Genomic DNA, 18,111 nt, shown 5'->3' with positions numbered 1-18,111 from the left:
AAACAATTTGTAATTTATTCGTTTACTGTTTCGTTATTTCGAATTGAATTAATAACAACAAACTATTTATCGCCATGCAATTAACTGACCAAAAGGACAAGAACAGTTTAAATTTAAAAATTAATAAGAGTTATCATCTACTTACTTGATTGTTATGTATAAATTCCTATAAATCGATTAATCACAATTGCTTTTGCACAAAAATTGCGCACCATTATGGTGATCAAATGCTCCGACATTGAGCAACACTTGACTATCCGCTCCTCATGGTAAAGTGTTACCTTTAGCTTTAAATCGGAATTAATATCTTTATTTTCAATTAGATAAAAATAAACCTGTCCGCTGGGTCAGCATCTGGCCTACTCCTTGCAATCAAGTCATCATAACTAAACATAATCGTTGCTACGTATATCATCCAAGTGCCAACCTATAATGTTTGCATTTTTGTTATTTCGGTGGCCCCACAGGGACTAACACTATAAGGACTATTGACCATGAGTTTATTAATTAAAGGTGGCAAACTTGTCAATGCAGATCAGACTATTGAAAGCGATATTTATTGCGAAGACGGAATCATTAAAGCAATAGGAAATCATTTAGACGTTCCTGAAGATACGGAAATTATTGACGCCACAGGAAAGTTAGTGATGCCAGGAGGCATTGACCCTCATACACATATGCAACTTCCTTTTATGGGAACCGTCGCCAGTGAGGATTTTTATTCAGGCACAGTCTGCTGGATTAGCTGGCGGCACAACAATGATCATCGATTTTGTTATTCCTAATCCTCAACAACCTTTAATGGAAGCCTTCGAAACGTGGAAAGAATGGGCATCTCGCTCTGTTTCTGATTATTCTTTTCATGTGGCAGTTACTTGGTGGGATGAAAGTGTTTCGCAAGATATGGGTAAATTAGTTGAACAGGAAGGAGTTAATAGTTTCAAACATTTTATGGCCTATAAAAATGCAATTATGGCGCCAGATGAAACATTGGTAAATAGTTTTAGCCGATGCTTAGAACTAGGTGCAATGCCAACCGTTCACGCTGAAAATGGCGAGCTTGTTTATCATTTGCAACAAAAATTACTGGTCGCAGGTATCACAGGCCCAGAAGCTCACCCTCAATCTCGACCCACTGAAGTGGAAGGAGAAGCGACTAACCGTGCTATTCGTATTGCCCAATCAATCGGTATTCCTCTGTATTTAGTGCATGTTTCCTGTAAAGAAGCGATCGATGAAATCGCTCGAGCAAGACAAGAAGGTCAACGCGTTTATGGGGAATGTTTAGCAGGACATTTAGAGTTAGATGACAGTGTTTATAAACACCCAGATTGGGCAACAGTCGCGACCCATGTAATGAGCCCTCCTTTTAGACCTAAAGGTCATCAAGAAGCACTTTGGAAAGCATTACAGGGAGGTACCATTCAAACGACTGCTACCGACCATTGTTGTTTCTGTGCGGATCAAAAAGCGACCGGTAAAGATGACTTTAGCCAAATACCTAATGGTACAGCGGGTGTTGAAGACAGATTAATGGTGTTGTGGGACTCAGGCGTAAACAAAGGTCGTTTAACAGAAAATGAATTTGTCGCTGTAACCTCAACAAATAGTGCCAAAATTTTCAATTTATACCCTCAAAAAGGTCGCCTAGCAGTAGGCTCTGATGCTGATATTGTTATCTGGGATCCTAAAAAAGAACATACGCTTTCAGCTAAAACACATCACCAAAAAATAGACTTTAATATTTTTGAAGGACGCACTGTTCTCGGCGCACCAGAAATTACCATCAGCCAAGGAAAAGTCGTATTCAAAGATGGCAAATTAAATGTGGTAGAAGGTGCTGGTCGTTATATTAAACGCCCTGCTTTCCCAACGATATTCGACGCAGTAAAAAAATATAACCAAGATCATGCACCTTATACGATTGAGCGTTAATAGATAAAGTTTGAATAGATAAGAGAGGGAATATGCTAGCAATGAAGGAACAAACATCAACGGTCGAATCGATGACACCTAAACGTGAAATGATTTCGGTGGAAGACTTATCTTTAGTCTTCCCAAGTAAAGACGGTGATATAAACGCTTTATCTAATATTAATTTAAGTATTAAAAAAGGTGATTTTGTCTCATTTATCGGTCCATCGGGCTGTGGCAAAACCACTTTATTACGTGTTATTGCTGATTTAGAAACACCGACATCAGGTAAGTTAAAAGTAAATGGCACTGATGCGCAAGATGCACGTTTAAACAGATTATATGGTTATGTATTTCAAGCTCCGGCGTTATTACCTTGGCGTAGTATCGAGCAAAACTGTGCATTACCAATGGAAATATCTGGTCAATCTTCAGAGTTTCAAAGCAAACAAATCAATAAATATTTAAAAATGGTTGGTTTGCAAGAATTCCATAACAAGTACCCTTGGCAACTATCAGGGGGAATGCAACAACGCGCCTCAATTGCTCGTGCGTTGTGCTTAAACCCAGACTTGTTATTAATGGATGAGCCCTTTGGTGCACTTGACGAAATCACTCGTGATCATATGAACATGGAGCTATTGCGTATTTGGAGTGAAACACAAAAAACAGTGGTATTTGTTACTCACTCTATTGATGAAGCAGTATTACTTTCGACTCATATTGTGGTCATGTCACCGCGACCTGGGCGAATTCTTAAAGTCATTAAAAGTCCTTTACCAAGGCTTAAAACACTGGCTTTACGAGACCAAGCTGAATTTCATGCCTTAGCTAGCGAAATACGTTCCGCTTTAGCTAACGAAGCACGCGATAGATTAACCACAAGCAGAAAGGAGTCCGCATGAAATCTAATACATGGACAAAAAAGGCGTTTTCTTTAATTAGTTTACTAATTATCGTACTCGCTATTTGGTACCTAGTCGCATTGGTAATGAATAGTAACCAACTGATTAATAATCTTGAGCGAAAAAAACAAGAATGGAGCTACCTACAAGTATTTTCTCAAGCTTATGAGGTAAAGCGCCCGATGCTACCTGCTCCTCACCAAGTAGCACAGGAGTTAAGTCGTTCGATACTTGATAAACCTATCACCTCAAAACGCTCACTTATCTATCACGCACAAATCACTCTTAATTCAACCTTATTAGGCTTTGTATTTGGCTCAATATTGGGGATTTTAATTGCCATAGGCATTGTTCATAATAAAACCTTGGAAGCCAGTCTAATGCCCTGGGTGATTGCTTCTCAAACGATCCCCATACTCGCAATAGCGCCCATTATTGTTGTGGTGCTAGGCGCTATTAATATTACAGGAGTCGTGCCTAAAGCGATTATTTCTATGTATTTGTCTTTTTTCCCCGTCACGATTGCAATGGTAAAAGGATTACGTTCTTCTGATCGATTGCTCGAAGAATTAATGCATACCTACAGCGCAACATCGAAGGAAATATTCTGGAAACTGCGTTGGTATTCTGCCCAACCTTATTTATTCGCTAGCTTAAAAGTTGCCATCGCAGTCGCATTAGTTGGTGCAATTGTTGCTGAACTACCAACAGGTGCACAGGGCGGATTAGGCTCAAGATTATTAAGTGGATCTTATTATGGTCAAACTGAGCAAATTTGGGTCGCCCTAATTGTTGCGACAACACTTGGTTCATTATTAGTTTGGTTAGTTGGTTTAGCTGAAAATGCGTTATTGCGTCGACGAGGAGAATCTACTAATGCCTAATAAAATGAAAAATATTATCTATATTGCACTGATTTTGTGCCAGTTTTTGCTTGTTTTACTCAGTGAATCGGGATTTTATAACGAGTTGTCGGTATTGATCTGTTTATTGTTTGCAGTGGCCTACGCGGTATCTAAGCTACTTAGCCAATTAACAATAGTCGCGATGAAAAATACCTTATACAAACCTGTAGTGCCTGCTATTTTTGCTTTTCTTTTATTGCTAGCCTGGGAAAGTATAGTTAAAGGCTTTGCTATTTCTCCCATATTATTACCTTCACCTTCGAATATTTTTTACGCACTGATAACCAATATTCCCATGCTTTGGGCTGATTTTAAACAGACTTATTTAAAAGCTGTTTTAGCCGGTTATATCATGGGTTGTTTATCAGGGTTTATCGTTGCTCAATGGGCAGTTAAAAACGAGGTGTTACGTAATAGCTTGCTACCTTTAGGTAACTTTATGTCTGCCATTCCAATCGTTGGTATCGCCCCTATCATGGTGATGTGGTTTGGTTTCGATTGGCAATCTAAAGCGACTGTTATTGTTATAATGACTTTCTTTCCAATGTTTATTAATACATTGGCGGGTTTACAGTCGACCGATAAACTTCATAACGATTTAATGCATACCTATGCGACCAAAAAATCTCAAATTTTGTTAAAGAACCAATTACCCCATGCCCTACCATTTATTTTTAATGCCTTAAAACTTAACTCAACCTTAGCGTTAATTGGCGCAATTGTTGCGGAGTTTTTTGGTACACCCATTGTAGGCATGGGATTTAGAATTTCGACCGAGGTTGGTCGAATGAATATGGACTTAGTGTGGGCCACTATTGTGGTGGCGACTATCGCGGGTTCATTGAGTTATGGGGCATTAGCCTTATTAGAAAAATCATTGTTGTTTTGGCACCCCTCGTACCGAGATGGTAAGAACAACAGTTAATGTCGATTACTTAATAGAAAAGGGAATAAACTATGAAAAGAACTCTAATATCACTCGCTAGTGGCGTGGCTTTCATTGCGACCAGTTTCACTGCTAATGCGGCTGAAAGCCTAACTTTACAACTAAAATGGGTTACTCAAGCACAGTTTGCAGGCTATTACGTGGCATTAAACAAAGGCTTCTATAAGGATGAAGGTGTCGACCTGACCATCAAACCCGGTGGTCCTGATATCGCCCCTGCTCAGTTATTAGCAGGCGGAGGCGCTGACGTGATCGTTGATTGGATGCCTTCAGCATTAGCAACTCGCGAAAAAGGATTACCACTGGTTAATATCGCACAGGTTTATGGTGAATCTGGCATGATGCTAACTTGTTTGAAGTCTAGTGGCATTACAAGCCCAGCTGACTTTAAAGGTAAAACATTAGGTGTTTGGTTCTTTGGTAACGAATATCCTTTCTTAAGCTGGATGTCTAAACTAGGTTATTCTACCGCAGGCGGAAAAGACGGTGTTACGGTACTTAAACAGGGCTTTAATGTTGATCCTATTTTCCAAGGTCAAGCAGACTGTGTATCAACCATGACATATAACGAATACGGCCAAATTTTAGATGGTGGTTTAAGCGACGATGAGTTGATTCTATTTAAATATGAAGAAGAAGGCGTTGCAACACTTGAAGATGGCTTATATGTATTAGAAGACACTTTAAAAGATGCTAAAAAAGTTGAAACCTATGCGAAGTTCTTAAAAGCATCAATCAAAGGCTGGGAATGGGTCGCTGAACATCCTGAAGAAGCGACTATGATTGTTCTAGATTATGATGATACTGGTGCTCAAACCGAATCTCATCAAATCAGAATGATGACGGAAGTTTCTAAATTATTAAGTACTAATGATAAAGGTATTGGTTATCTAGAACCATCAGCTTACGAACGTACGGTTAATATTTTACTTGATAGTGATTCAGCACCCGTGATCACTAAAAAGCCTGAAGGCGCTTATTCGCACATAGTGTTTGATAAACTCAAAGATCTTTAATTAACTAATTTTAGCTAATCAATCGCCACCAGCTTAAACGGTGGCGATTACATCAACCACCCTTTCATGCATATAGACTTCCAATTTACTTATTTACCTGTTTATTACCTAACACTATCACTACTTCCACTTTAACGACTCAGAGTAATATGTCATGATTTTCAGCAAGTACCTGAATTTTTCCAAGACCAATAAAGGCATTATTGCGTCAATATGTGCTTCTTGCTTATTTGCATTTTTACCTATGTATTTACAACTGCAAAACCAAATGTCACTGGAAAACTTATCTTCATCGGGTAACTGGTTAGCGATCCAGCGCATATTATGGAGTGTGGTTTTAATGCTCTTTATTTTATTGCAAATGGGACACATGAAATTATTTTGGTGCGAACTAAAAAAGTTGAGATTGTGGCCAAGATATTTCATTTCTGCGTTATTAATTGGCCCTCAATTTTGGATATTTTTTGGGCACCTGTAAATGGCGAAACGCTGTCCGTCGCCTTAGGTTACTTTGCACTGCCCTTAGTTTTAGTAGCGATTGGAAAATTAATTTATGGTGAAAAATTAACACGTATGCAAGTGATCGCCTGTGTTATTGCAAGTGTTGCGGTTATATATGCTTACATCATCGCCGATGGTTTATCCTGGGTAGTATTTGTTATTGCCTTGGGTTATCCCCTGTATTTCATTTACAGACGCCGTTACCCAATGGAAAGTGATATCGTTTTTTGTCTAGATAATTTATTTTTATTACCCATCGCCATTCCAGCGCTGTTATATCTTTATCCGTTGTCTAATTGGCCCGATATTGAAGTTTTATATTGGCTCTATTATATAGGGCTAGCACTCGCAGGCACTTTGCCTATGTTATTGTTTTTATATGCCTCTCAAAATTTACCAATCAGTATTTTTGGTTTACTAAGCTACCTTGAACCAGTCTTAGTCTTTATCGTTGCCCTGTTAATCGGGGAACAAGTCAGCATTATCGAAATACCCATCTATGCAACCATTATGGTCGCCCTAGTATTTATAGGCATTGATACTTTTAAAAGGGTTAAATAAAGCGGTTAAACGAGAAGAAAACTTAAAGGCTCTAAACTTTTATAAGCATAGGTTTTATAAAAGTTTGTACTAATTAACTTATCGCTTTTTACCTTTATGCCCAAACCTTCAACATTTATTAATACTCTTGATATAACCCTAAGCCATTTTTAGAAAAAGAGATCACTTTAAAATCTTTATATTCTGCTCCAGGTTTTGCCATTCCTGGCGAATGTTGTGGCATGCCTGGCGTCGCAAGCCCAGATATGTCGGCTGGACGTTCCTTAAGTAAACGAGCAATATCAGACTCAGGTACATGTCCTTCTATCAGGTAGCCATCAATTACTGCACTGTGACAAGATTGTAATTGCTGTGGCATACCAAACTCTTTTTTACCCCGGACCAATCACTTTGATGGTGCACATGCACTTCATAACCTTTCTCTTCCATTATCTCTGCCCACTCACTGCAACAGCCACAAGTCGGAGATTTATATAACTCAATACTCGCCTTAGCAAAAACAGAAAAACTTGCCATGGTTAAAGAAAATGCTAATACTTTAGTTGTTAGTTTCATAATAAATATCCTCGCTAATTAATTTCGATAATAATTTTTTCATTTTTAAAAAATAATGAGTAACGGCCTGCTTTGGCTAACCAGGTGATTGCTTGAGTATCGTAGGGAGAAATATGATAGTTATTCGAAGCTTCTATACTAGATAAGTCTAGTGTCAAAGTATCAAAAGTACCATTAAACAAAACTAATTGGAGCACAGTTCCCACTTGTGCTTTAATAGTTTGCATCGTCGCCGACTCACCAAGTCGCCACTCTATTAATTGCATTTCGCCAAGCGATGTTAAATGATCTACCAACAAATTACGTTTATTGTCATCGAGCACCTTTGCCAGTAATAACATAGTTGGTTCTCCCTTTAGAGCCGAATCAAGTTGCTCTCTTGTCGCTCCTCTAATATTTCCACCAACAAATCCCCCACCATGAGCATATTTACCGTGGCATGCACCGCAACCATATCCACCAGCAGTTTGAAAAAGATTTTCAGGTGATACTTCCTCTGCAAAAACGGGCATTAATGCAAATAGAAATAAGCATAATGGAGTAAATAATACCCCTCTAATTATTATATATTTCATGCTCCCCCTCTTCATTGATAGCAAATAGAAGTAATATGCTATTTGCTATCTTTTAATTGCTATTTAGTGACACTTATTAGTAAACATTTTATGTTGTTTACTGTGTTCTTTTACTTTACCTAGAATCGCTTTAATTTCTGCTTTATCTTGCGTATTCGCAAGTTGCTTGAATAAATCATTTAACCCGTTAACACCTTGCATGTGCATCATGTGCTGATGATCTTCATCACTCATGCCTTGCATCTTTGAATGATCCATATTAGCCATGTCTTTCATGTCCATTTTCGAATGATCCATATTAGCCATGTCTTGCATGTCCATTTTGGAATGATCCATATTAGCCATGTCTTGCATGTCCATTTTGGAATGATCCATATTAGCCATGTCTTTCATGTCCATTTTCGAATGATCCATATTAGCCATATCTTCCATATCCATTTTTGAATGATCCATACCGGCCATGTCTTTCATGTCCATTTTGGAATGATCCATATTAGCCATGTCTTTCATGTCCATTTTCGAATGATCCATATTAGCCATATCTTCCATATCCATTTTGGAATGATCCATATTAGCCATGTCTTTCATGTCCATTTGCGAGTGGTCCATATTAGCCATTTCTGCGGTTGCTTTTTCACTCAATTGTAAAAGTGCATTAATATGTTGCTTGCGTCTTCTTTACATCATTCGCTTTAATGCTTTTTACATACTCACTCAACTCACTTTTGATCGATGCCATATTAGTATCCATTTCACAGTGTTCGTCGCTCTGCAAAGGCACTTGAAAGTGGTGCAGATAAAAATAATAGGCCACTCAGTGTTAATGCGATTTTACTTTTTTTAATATTCATTTTTTTGTTCCTTTTGTATTTAATTAAATTACTGTTTAACTACTTTTATTTTCCGCTTTCTAACATTAAGAAAGAAAGCGAGCCTAACTTGATTGATTACTATTAAATTGTTTACGCAAAGCTATTTTTTTCCATTGGAAATACACCGCTGGTAAAATAAGTAAGGTTAAAATAACCGCGCTCACCATACCGCCTATCATTGGCGTCGCAATACGTTGCATTACCTCTGAAACCTGTACCATCACCATACATAATCGGTACTAATCCCATCACAACGACAGCAACCGTCATCATCACAGGACGCACACGTAATCCTGCTCCCTCTGTCACTGCGTCTTTTAAATCTTCAATATTAAAAAGTCTAAGACGTTGATCTCGCTTGGCTTGTAAGGATTGATTTAAATAGATAAGCATGATCACACCAATCTCTATCGACACGCCTGCAAGGGCAATGAAACCAACACCAACTGCCACTGAAAAATTGAAACCAAGCAGAAACATCAACCAAACGCCCCCCATTAATGCAAAGGGTAAGGTAGATAAAATTAGTAACACTTCACCCACTCGACGAAATGCTAAATAAAGTAAAATAACGATAATCGCGAAAGTCACAGGAATTACTTTTGCTAAACGCGCATTAGCTTTTTCCATGTATTCATATTGACCTGACCAAGCCAATGAGTAACCACCAGGTAAAATTATTTGCTCATTCACAATACGTTGTGCATTTTTAACATAACTACCTAAATCGACATTTTCGATGTCCACATAAATCCAACCGTTAAGGCGTGCATTTTCTGTTTTTATCATCGGAGCACCCGCTTCGATATAAACGTTGGCAACATCAGCTAAGCTAATATTCATTTTGCTTGGTGTCACAATAGGCAGGCTTTTCAGCGCAGTAACTGAGTCACGATAATCATTGGGGTAACGTAAATTCACCGGGTAACGCTCTAAGCCTTCGATGGTTTCGGTAATGTTTTTACCACCAATGGCAACAGCAACAAGCTCTTGAATTTCAGCTATGTTTAATCCATAACGCCCCGCTTTCTCGCGGTTGATATCGACTTTTACATAACGCCCTCCTGTCACACGCTCTGCGTATACAGAGGTTGTGCCCTCAACATCTTTTAAGATAGTTTCAATTTGCTTACCTATTTTTTCAATTTCACCGAGATCAGCCCCCGCTATTTTGATACCAATCGGGGTTTTAATACCCGTTGCCAGCATGTCAATACGGGTTTTAATTGGCATTACCCATGCATTTGTTACTCCTGGAAACTGAATGAGGCTGTTAAGTTCATCAGTTAACATTTTCTTGGTCATGCCAACTCGCCATTGCTCTTTTGGTTTAAATTGAATGGTGGTTTCAATCATGGTGAGTGGCGCAGGATCGCTTGCAGTCTCTGCTCTGCCTATTTTTCCCCAGACTGTTTTTACTTCAGGCACAGTTTTAATCAGCTTATTAGTTTGCTGCAATAACTCACGTGCCTTACCGATAGAAATACCAGGGTAAGTGGTTGGCATATACATGAGATCACCTTCATCCAATGGCGGAATAAACTCACTACCGATTTTACTTACAGGATAAAAACCCACTGCTAGGACGACTAATGCAAAGCAAATTGCAAGTTTTGGAAAACGCAGGCTAAAAGCCAACACCGGTTTATATAATGCAACTAAGAATCTATTTAATGGATTTTTATGCTCAGGCATTACTTTTCCACGAATAAAATAGCCCATTAATACAGGGATCAAAGTTATCGCAAGCCCTGCGGAAGCGCCCATTGCATAGGTTTTTGTAAAAGCTAATGGAGAGAACATTTTTCCTGATTGCCCTTCTAAGGCAAACACAGGTAAAAAACTAAAAGTGATAATTAATAATGAGAAAAACAGTGCAGGCCCCACTTCAAGCGTCGCTTTACTAATGATCTGCCAGCGATTTTCATCAGTGAGTTCGACCTTTTCCATGTGTTTATGCACATTTTCTATCATCACAATAGCACCATCTACCATCGCACCGATGGCAATAGCAATACCTCCTAATGACATGATATTGGCATTAATCCCCTGCCATGACATGATGATAAATGCGACAAAAATACCAACAGGTAAACTGAATAACACCACGAGGGATGAACGAAAATGAAATAAGAAAGCGACACACTAAAATCACCACGATAAATTCTTCGAGTAACTTAAGGTATAAATTGTCAACAGCATTATTGATTAATTCAGAGCGATCATATGTTGGAATAATTTCAACACCATCAGGCAGGCTTTTTTGTAAATCTTTGAGTTTGTTTTTGACAGCAGAAATAACACCCTGTGCATTTTCACCAAAACGCATCACAATCACACCACTGACCACTTCACCTTCACCATTAAGTTCAGTGATACCACGACGCATTTGTGGACCCAAATTAATAGTGGCAACATCGCCTAACAATAATGGCGTACCCTGCGCGTTAACATGCAAGGGAATAGATTTAAGATCATCAATCGAAGAGATGTAACCGGATGTACGTACCATATACTCCGCTTCACCCATCTCGATAACACTAGCGCCTCTTTCTTGATTTGCATTTTGAATCGCTTTGCTGATTTGATTGAGCTGACATGTTATAAGCACGTAATTTATTAGGATCAACACGTACTTGATATTGTTTAACCATACCACCCACCGTCGCCACTTCAGAGACGCCGGCAACCGTTTGTAATTCAAATTTTAAAAACCAATCTTGTAAACTGCGTAATTCACTTAAATCATGTTTCCCGCTCTTATCAACTAAGGCATAACTAAAGATCCAACCAACACCTGTCGCATCTGGCCCTAATGCTGAACGCGCCTCTTTAGGTAAATCAGGTGCTACCTGTGAAAGGTACTCAAGCACTCGTGAACGCGCCCAATACATATCGGTATTATCATCAAAAATGATATACACATAGGAGTCACCAAAAAATGAATAACCGCGTACTGTTTTTGCACCAGGTACTGATAACATTGCAGTGGTTAAAGGGTAAGTGACTTGATCTTCAACCACTTGCGGTGCTTGCCCTGGATAACTCGTTTTAACAATTACTTGTACATCTGACAGGTCTGGAATCGCATCGATGGGTGTTTTTTGAATAGAAAACACCCCATAAGCGACAATCGCAAAGGTGATCAATAAAACCATAATGCGGTTTTTAATTGACCAATTAATGATGTGAGCAATCATAGTGTCACCTCTTTAGACACGATCTCGAAACGTGGTTTTTGTGACAAATGAGAATTAAAGTCTGCACCTAGATCTAACCAATCCAGATCATCTTCTTCTTGCACTGGTTGCATTTCTTTATTTTTTTCTATCTCTAACATACGATCAAAATCCGCATTGATACTAGATTCCGAATCTAATAAGAACTGTGCAGAAGTAACAATTTTTTGACCTTCAGTTAAACCCGATAACACTTCTACTGAGGTTTTATTTTCTAACCCTAATTTAACAATCACTGATTTAAACTGACCATCACCTTTCGCTAATACAACACGGTTCATATTACCGGTATAAATCACCGCTTCACGTGGGATTTGTAAACGTTTTTGGCTCATATCAGGGCTCAAAACAATACTCGCAAACATGTTAGGTTTCAGTTGTGCAGTAGGATTATCGAATTGCACTCGCACTCGTAAAGTACGATTATTTGCATTCATTTCAGGGTAAATAAAATCGACCTTTCCATCCCACTGTTGGCCAGGAAAATAATCTAATGTCATGCTGGCTACATCATTAAGCTTAATCAATGAAACTTGTGCAAGCAAACACCTCAACATCTACCCATACGGTGTCTAAATTAACCGCTTTAATCACTTGTGTTGCAGGTGAAATAAATGCACCTTCATTTAATTTTAGCTCTGAAATAGTGCCTTTTTGTGGTGCAAAAATAGTGATATTTTGTAATACTTTTTTATTTTTAATGATGCTTTTAATTTGCCCACTGCTCACCCCTAATACTTCTAAACGTGCTTTAGAAGAGCTGATTAACGCACTACGATTGAGGTTAATAGCATTAAATAAAGACTCTTGTGCTTTCACAAGTTCCGGTGAATAAAGCTCAAAAAGTGGCTGTCCTTTTTGAACTTCAGTTCCAATAGAGCGCACATAGAGTTTTTCAATCCAGCCAGATACACGACTATTGATTTGCCAAACGGCATCATCGTTAGCTTGCACTGTGCCTAATGTATGAATTGGAATGTGAAAATCTTCTTTAACCACTGTACCAGTTCGTACACCGAGATTATTTTCTACGGCGGCAGAAATAGTGACCAATCCAGCTTCAGTCTCGCCACCTTCTTCCTCATAGACAGGCACCAAATCCATGCCCATTGGTGATTTACCTGGTTTATCTCGTTGGTAGTTAGCATCCATCGGCGCAACCCAGTATAAAATTTTTGGCTCAGCTTTTTCTGCTTCCGCATCGGTTTCTGCATAAACAGGTACTAAGTCCATACCCATGGGGGATTTCCCTGCTTTATCTCGACGATAGTTGGCATCCATTGGCGCAACCCAATACAAGATTTCAGGCTCTGACCACGCTTCTTTTCCAACTAATAAACGATTGATTCTTTCATTCTGAGTGGCGAAGAAGCCCACTACTAAACCCAAGATTAAAACTAATAAATAACGCATGATAATTTCCTATTAAAGTGCCTGAAAGTAACGGATATTAGAAAGGCTTTTAAGTCCATCAAAATATAGCTGTTGATATTCTAAAGAGAGGTTTTGCTCATGAATGTAAGCATCAATAACCTCCTTAAAGGAACGCGTATTTGATTGATAACTTTGCTCTAATAAGGTGGTATGTAGGTTCGCTTGCTTTAATAAGCTTTCTTGATAGCGTGTGATACGCGCTGTTAATTGCTGAAAATTACTAATTTCTGCATTTAAAGATGCATTTAAGCGTCGTAGTAATAAACGATGTTCAGCTTGTTTCTGACCTTTAATTTGTTGCGCAGAAATAAGTGTTTGATCCTGTCGCTTATCAGTAAACAACGGAATATCCATGGTCACAAAGCCACTTAATAAATCAGCTCTATCACCCTGTCTATGCCCATAACCAACTTCAACTTTAAACTGCGGTTTATAAGCTTGTTTTGCAAACTCAATACTATTGTCAGCGACTAAAATACTTTGTGATAACATTTTCGCTTGAGGGTGATTAGCAAGTAACAGGTAATGTTCATTATTATTCTTTTGTGCATTAATGTAGGCACTAGTTTCAGACCATTGAGGCGACTCATTTGGCAATTCTTGATAAGCGTGCTCGCCAATATACTCCCTAAGCAAATTTCGATAATTGAATGAATTCTGATTTAAGGCAGACAGCTTTTCATCGAATTTATTAATTTCTATTTCGGCTAATATGAGGTCTTCATTCTCAGCTAAACCTAAAGCAAATTTCGATTCTAAATCTCGATAAAAACTTATAAACAAAGTTTTATTTTCTTTTACAATCTCTAAAGATTTATCAATTAGCAGAATGTTCAGCCATAACCCTCGCACCATTTTTTTAACATTTAATTGACGATCTAAACCTTGAAATACAGCAATTTCAGAGCGTTGATTAAACCCTTTTTGAGCTAGTTCAGGTTGTGCTCCACGACTAAATTGTTGTGCAAGACCAACCGTCATTTGCGTCATGGCCTCTTGATCTAAGCGAAAGCTATCCGTAGGTACATTAGCAATACCTAGTTTAACCATCGGGTCTGCAAGTGTTGAGACGGCGACTCCTTGAGAAATTAAACTAGTTTTCTGGGATAGATATGCTTTTTGAGCGGGATCAGATTCAACGGCTAAAGTCTCAGCATCGCTAAGACTGATACTTTGAGCGAAAAGGTTAAAACTAAATAATAGTGTGAAACTAAATAATAGTGTGAAACTAAATAAGCCATTTAGGGCTATTTTAGGTATTAATAGTGACTGCACTAAAACAGATTGGGTGATTTTCATCATCACTTTCCTTGACTCGTACGCCTTAAAAATAAAACCAATAGACAGTTTTTAAGAACGTTTGAGAAATAAAATTAATTTTGATTTTCAGCGCTTTAAAAAATTAAAACGCAACAAGATTTTCAGCTCATCTCAGATAATTTATTAAGAGGAATGAACTGCGATTAAAATTAATTTAAAAAAGGAGGGCGATACAAAGATTCTGGGAAATAATAAGGTGAAGCAGTAATATTCGTTTGGTAAGCAAGTTGCGATTTGATTTGATGCACAGTATAAAAGTGTTCATTAAAATAAAGTACAGACCCCATGCTCATCAGGTCACAATCATTCTGACAACCCATAGACATTGATGTATTTTCATTTTCACAATCTACCATCATACCCATTTTCATGTGTGAAATATCTGAGCTCTTGGGCATTGAACAATGACTCATAGAAGACGTTTCATTTACCAACAGATGTGGGAAAGCCGTTGCTTTCTGAGTGAAAGTAACAAGCATTGCAAACATCAAAATTAAAGTAATAAATCGTTTCATATTTTTATATCAATAATCACAGCTAAGTGTTTTAGTTTCAAACAATCAAATGAATTAATAATAACTTTAACCTATGACCTAAGGGAAGGGTCAAGTTTTTTATTAAAATAATTAAAAGAAATCGACTTGACCTTTACCCAAGGGGAAGGTTTAAACTTACTGTTAAATGACGTAGTTCATAAAAATTAATACACACTCCATCACTTAAAGCTCAAAATTGATAAAGGTATAAGGAGAAAAGTATGTCTTTACCTAAACATTTCACATCGTCAATTTATGGTATGTCCTGTAATGGTTGCGCGAATCGATTACAAACAGCATTCAATGAAATAGAAGGCGTAAGTGCCACAGTCGACTTTTCATCAAGTAGGGCCGAACTCACGATCAATGAAAGTGTCGATTATGAAGACACCATAAAATCTGTACTAAAGTTAATTGACCAAAAAGGATATAAAACCTTTTTAGAGACTGATCTCGATGGCAAAAGTAACGCTGACGCTATTGTTAATGAAATTGATAACGAAACAGAAAATATCGCCAAATCCAAGCCAGAGCTTCCCGTCGATAGCCCAATTGCATCAGTTTCTCAAATTCATACCCAAGAACTGCTAATAGAAGGCGCAACCTGTGCAAGTTGCGTGAGCAAAATAGAAAAGGCTTTAAATATACTACCTGGGGTGCAACATGCTCAAATGAACTTTGCACTTCGCACCATTTCTGTTACTGGCAATATTAAAGAAGAAGCTATTATCGAAACCATTGAAGCGACAGGTTATCACGCCAAAAGTACAGGCAATGCCAGCGATGAACAACTGCTTGATGAAAAAGACAAAACAGAGCAAAAATATTACCAAAAGCTGATATTACAAATGTGGATTGGCTTGGGCTTAGGCATGCCCTTAATGGTTTATAGCCTACTGGGTGGACCAATGACAGTGAACTCAAATGGTGAACGTGCCATCTGGTTGTTGGTGGGATTAATTTGCGTAGCAGTCATGTACTTTGCGGGTAAGCATTTCTATATCGGAGCTTGGAAAGCTTTTGTAAATCATAATGCCAATATGGATACTTTAATTGCCTTAGGTACCGGGACAGCTTGGTTATACTCAATGGTAGTGGTTATTTTCCCACTCGCTTTACCTGAAATGGCGAGACATGTTTACTTTGAAGCCAGCGCCATGATTATAGGGTTAATTAATTTAGGATTAGCATTGGAAGTGAAAGCCCGTGGCCGAACAAGCGAAGCAATACAGCGATTAATTGGATTACAACCTAAAACAGCACGTGTGATTCGTGAAAACAAAGAAATTGATATCCCCATTGAAGAAGTATTAATCAATGATTTACTGCGTGGTTCGCCCAGGAGAGTGCATCTCTGTGGATGGTATAGTTAGTGAAGGAAAAACAAGTATTGATGAATCAATGCTCACGGGCGAACCCATGCCAGTGACAAAAATAGTCGGTGACGATGTCGTTGCTGGTACCATTAATAAAAGCGGTTCTATTATTTTTAAGGCAACACGAATAGGCAAAGATACCGCTCTCGCAAAAATCATTAATATGGTTAAACGGGCACAAAGTTCTAAACCACCAATAGGACGTTTAGCTGACGTTATTGCGACCTATTTTGTACCAACTATTATGATCATTTCAATTGCTAGCGCTTTGGTATGGTTAAATTTTGGCCCCGAGCCAAGCCTTGCCTTTGCAGTAGTCTCTGCGACAACGGTACTGATTATTGCTTGCCCCTGTGCCCTAGGATTAGCGACTCCTATGTCCGTGATGGTTGGTGTGGGCAAAGCCGCCGAAGCTGGCGTGTTAATTCGCAATGGTGAAGCGCTACAAAGTGCATCAAAAATATCCGTCATGGTATTGGATAAAACCGGCACTATAACCTTGGGCGAACCAAAAGTGACTGATATTCATAGCGTCAATACAATGGATAAAAATCACATATTGCAACTTGTAGCCAGCTTGGAAATTGCCTCTGAACATCCATTAGCAGAAGCGATAGTAGAATCGGCAAAGGAATTAGATTTAAAAATGGATAAAGTCGCAAAATTTAATGCCATTGTAGGTCAAGGCGTAGAAGGTGTTGTTCACCATCAACAGCTATTTTTCGGGAACCAAAAGCTGATGATAGAGCAAAGTATCAGTCTTGATAAAAGTGACTTAGATATCAGTCAAGCAATGGCAAGCGACGCTAAAACACCCATGTTTTTTGCTATCAACGGTAAATTAGAGGCTATTATTGCAGTTGCAGATCCGATAAAAGAAGATTCAATTTCAGCTATCCAGCGATTACAAAAAAATGGTATTCGTGTGATCATGTTGACCGGTGATAACCAAGCAACCGCAAAAGCAGTGGCAGAAAAAGTAGGCATAAAAGAGTTCTTTGCAGAAGTGTTACCTGAAGAAAAATCACAAAAAGTAGCTGAATTACAAGCTCAAGGAGAGATCGTTGGAATGACCGGAGATGGCATCAATGATGCTCCCGCACTCGTGTTGGCTGATGTCGGTTTCGCTATTGGTACTGGGACCGATATCGCCATCGAAAGCGCTGATATCACTTTAATGCGCTGGCTCTTTACATGGTTTAGCCGATGCGATTGCAGTGAGTAAAGCCACGTTAACTAACATCAAACAGAACCTATTCGGCGCCTTTATTTATAATGTGGCAGGCGTGCCTTTTGCGGCCGGGTATTTTATTCCCATTCTTTGGGATATTACTCAGCCCCGTTATTGCAGGCGGAGCAATGGCGCTTTCTTCATTAACGGTAGTCAGCAATGCTAATCGTTTACGTTTATTTAAACCACAGGATCATTAGGAGTGAATTATGTTTCTTACTAACC

The 18,111-nt window shown here is 38.5% G+C and carries 15 protein-coding genes and 3 pseudogenes; 9 read left to right on the top strand and 9 right to left on the bottom strand.

Annotation, left to right across the window (positions count from 1 at the left end; all coding sequences use genetic code 11):
• Positions 1–494: 494 nt before the first annotated feature.
• From ACLKMH_RS12685 to ACLKMH_RS12655, 7 genes are all read left to right on the top strand, one after another.
• Positions 495–785, top strand: coding sequence for an amidohydrolase family protein (locus tag ACLKMH_RS12685; RefSeq protein WP_413698505.1), 291 nt, complete (start codon positions 495–497; stop codon positions 783–785).
• Positions 709–1,935, top strand: coding sequence for a dihydropyrimidinase (hydA, locus tag ACLKMH_RS12680; RefSeq protein WP_413698504.1), 1,227 nt, complete (start codon positions 709–711; stop codon positions 1,933–1,935). Before ACLKMH_RS12685 ends, hydA begins: the two co-directional genes overlap by 77 nt.
• 41 nt (positions 1,936–1,976) lie before the next feature.
• Positions 1,977–2,819, top strand: coding sequence for an ABC transporter ATP-binding protein (locus tag ACLKMH_RS12675; RefSeq protein ID WP_413698503.1), 843 nt, complete (start codon positions 1,977–1,979; stop codon positions 2,817–2,819).
• Positions 2,816–3,703 carry an ABC transporter permease gene (locus ACLKMH_RS12670; RefSeq protein WP_413698502.1) on the top strand — a complete coding sequence of 296 codons (888 nt, stop codon included), beginning with the start codon at positions 2,816–2,818 and terminating at the stop codon, positions 3,701–3,703. The genes ACLKMH_RS12675 and ACLKMH_RS12670 overlap by 4 nt, the downstream gene beginning before the upstream one ends.
• Entirely contained in the window at positions 3,696–4,649 is a 954-nt protein-coding gene (locus tag ACLKMH_RS12665) for an ABC transporter permease (RefSeq protein ID WP_413698501.1), read from the top strand. The genes ACLKMH_RS12670 and ACLKMH_RS12665 overlap by 8 nt, the downstream gene beginning before the upstream one ends.
• Before the next feature lie 32 nt (positions 4,650–4,681).
• Positions 4,682–5,686 carry an ABC transporter substrate-binding protein gene (locus ACLKMH_RS12660; RefSeq protein ID WP_413698500.1) on the top strand — a complete coding sequence of 335 codons (1,005 nt, stop codon included), beginning with the start codon at positions 4,682–4,684 and terminating at the stop codon, positions 5,684–5,686.
• 453 nt (positions 5,687–6,139) lie between these two features.
• A complete protein-coding gene (locus tag ACLKMH_RS12655) occupies positions 6,140–6,748 on the top strand; it encodes an EamA family transporter (RefSeq protein WP_413698499.1) in 609 nt (202 codons plus the stop codon).
• 118 nt (positions 6,749–6,866) lie between these two features.
• Here the strand turns inward: ACLKMH_RS12655 and ACLKMH_RS12650 are convergent, their stop codons facing one another.
• The 9 genes and pseudogenes from ACLKMH_RS12650 to ACLKMH_RS12610 all read right to left on the bottom strand — a co-directional run bounded on the left by ACLKMH_RS12650 (position 6,867) and on the right by ACLKMH_RS12610 (position 15,258).
• Positions 6,867–7,106: a DUF411 domain-containing protein gene (locus ACLKMH_RS12650; protein ID WP_413698498.1), complete on the bottom strand. Its 240-nt coding sequence runs from the start codon at positions 7,104–7,106 to the stop codon at positions 6,867–6,869.
• A complete protein-coding gene (locus ACLKMH_RS12645; RefSeq protein ID WP_413698497.1) occupies positions 7,070–7,303 on the bottom strand; it encodes a hypothetical protein in 234 nt (77 codons plus the stop codon). The genes ACLKMH_RS12650 and ACLKMH_RS12645 overlap by 37 nt, the downstream gene beginning before the upstream one ends.
• Before the next feature lie 14 nt (positions 7,304–7,317).
• Positions 7,318–7,878: a hypothetical protein gene (locus tag ACLKMH_RS12640; RefSeq protein WP_413698496.1), complete on the bottom strand. Its 561-nt coding sequence runs from the start codon at positions 7,876–7,878 to the stop codon at positions 7,318–7,320.
• 63 nt (positions 7,879–7,941) lie between these two features.
• Positions 7,942–8,520 (bottom strand): hypothetical protein, encoded by a 579-nt coding sequence (locus ACLKMH_RS12635; protein ID WP_413698495.1) that lies wholly within the window; start codon positions 8,518–8,520, stop codon positions 7,942–7,944.
• Positions 8,521–8,812: 292 nt separating this feature from the next.
• Positions 8,813–11,950: pseudogene (locus tag ACLKMH_RS12630) on the bottom strand (efflux RND transporter permease subunit).
• Complete coding sequence (locus ACLKMH_RS12625) at positions 11,947–12,489, bottom strand: efflux RND transporter periplasmic adaptor subunit (RefSeq protein WP_413698494.1); 543 nt, start codon at positions 12,487–12,489, stop codon at positions 11,947–11,949. Before ACLKMH_RS12625 ends, ACLKMH_RS12630 begins: the two are co-directional and overlap by 4 nt.
• Positions 12,490–12,508: 19 nt before the next feature.
• Complete coding sequence (locus tag ACLKMH_RS12620; RefSeq protein WP_413698493.1) at positions 12,509–13,402, bottom strand: efflux RND transporter periplasmic adaptor subunit; 894 nt, start codon at positions 13,400–13,402, stop codon at positions 12,509–12,511.
• A gap of 12 nt (positions 13,403–13,414) precedes the next feature.
• Positions 13,415–14,725, bottom strand: coding sequence for a TolC family protein (locus ACLKMH_RS12615; protein WP_413698492.1), 1,311 nt, complete (start codon positions 14,723–14,725; stop codon positions 13,415–13,417).
• Positions 14,726–14,892: 167 nt separating this feature from the next.
• Positions 14,893–15,258, bottom strand: a complete 366-nt coding sequence (locus ACLKMH_RS12610) for a hypothetical protein (protein WP_413698491.1) — start codon at positions 15,256–15,258, stop codon at positions 14,893–14,895.
• A gap of 242 nt (positions 15,259–15,500) precedes the next feature.
• Between ACLKMH_RS12610 and ACLKMH_RS12605 the strand changes: the two are divergent.
• Positions 15,501–15,653, top strand: a pseudogene (locus tag ACLKMH_RS12605) (heavy-metal-associated domain-containing protein); the annotation flags it as partial.
• Between the two features lie 177 nt (positions 15,654–15,830).
• A pseudogene (locus ACLKMH_RS12600) lies at positions 15,831–18,086 on the top strand (heavy metal translocating P-type ATPase).
• Positions 18,087–18,111 lie beyond the last annotated feature (25 nt).

The organism is Psychromonas sp. KJ10-10 (assembly GCF_047323245.1).
Lineage (GTDB): Bacteria > Pseudomonadota > Gammaproteobacteria > Enterobacterales > Psychromonadaceae > Psychromonas.
This window is presented reverse-complemented; position numbering and strand designations above follow the sequence as displayed.

Excerpts from the sequence above, each read along its gene's own strand:
- ACLKMH_RS12685 (WP_413698505.1), top strand. The coding sequence starts at position 495 with ATGAGTTTATTAATTAAAGGTGGCAAACTTGTCAATGCAGATCAGACT.
- ACLKMH_RS12625 (WP_413698494.1), bottom strand. The coding sequence starts at position 12,489 with ATGACATTAGATTATTTTCCTGGCCAACAGTGGGATGGAAAGGTCGAT.
- ACLKMH_RS12650 (WP_413698498.1), bottom strand. The coding sequence starts at position 7,106 with ATGCCACAGCAATTACAATCTTGTCACAGTGCAGTAATTGATGGCTAC.
- ACLKMH_RS12620 (WP_413698493.1), bottom strand. The coding sequence starts at position 13,402 with ATGCGTTATTTATTAGTTTTAATCTTGGGTTTAGTAGTGGGCTTCTTC.
- ACLKMH_RS12640 (WP_413698496.1), bottom strand. The coding sequence starts at position 7,878 with ATGAAATATATAATAATTAGAGGGGTATTATTTACTCCATTATGCTTA.
- ACLKMH_RS12665 (WP_413698501.1), top strand. The coding sequence starts at position 3,696 with ATGCCTAATAAAATGAAAAATATTATCTATATTGCACTGATTTTGTGC.
- ACLKMH_RS12610 (WP_413698491.1), bottom strand. The coding sequence starts at position 15,258 with ATGAAACGATTTATTACTTTAATTTTGATGTTTGCAATGCTTGTTACT.
- ACLKMH_RS12675 (WP_413698503.1), top strand. The coding sequence starts at position 1,977 with ATGAAGGAACAAACATCAACGGTCGAATCGATGACACCTAAACGTGAA.
- ACLKMH_RS12645 (WP_413698497.1), bottom strand. The coding sequence starts at position 7,303 with ATGAAACTAACAACTAAAGTATTAGCATTTTCTTTAACCATGGCAAGT.
- ACLKMH_RS12660 (WP_413698500.1), top strand. The coding sequence starts at position 4,682 with ATGAAAAGAACTCTAATATCACTCGCTAGTGGCGTGGCTTTCATTGCG.
- ACLKMH_RS12615 (WP_413698492.1), bottom strand. The coding sequence starts at position 14,725 with ATGATGAAAATCACCCAATCTGTTTTAGTGCAGTCACTATTAATACCT.
- ACLKMH_RS12670 (WP_413698502.1), top strand. The coding sequence starts at position 2,816 with ATGAAATCTAATACATGGACAAAAAAGGCGTTTTCTTTAATTAGTTTA.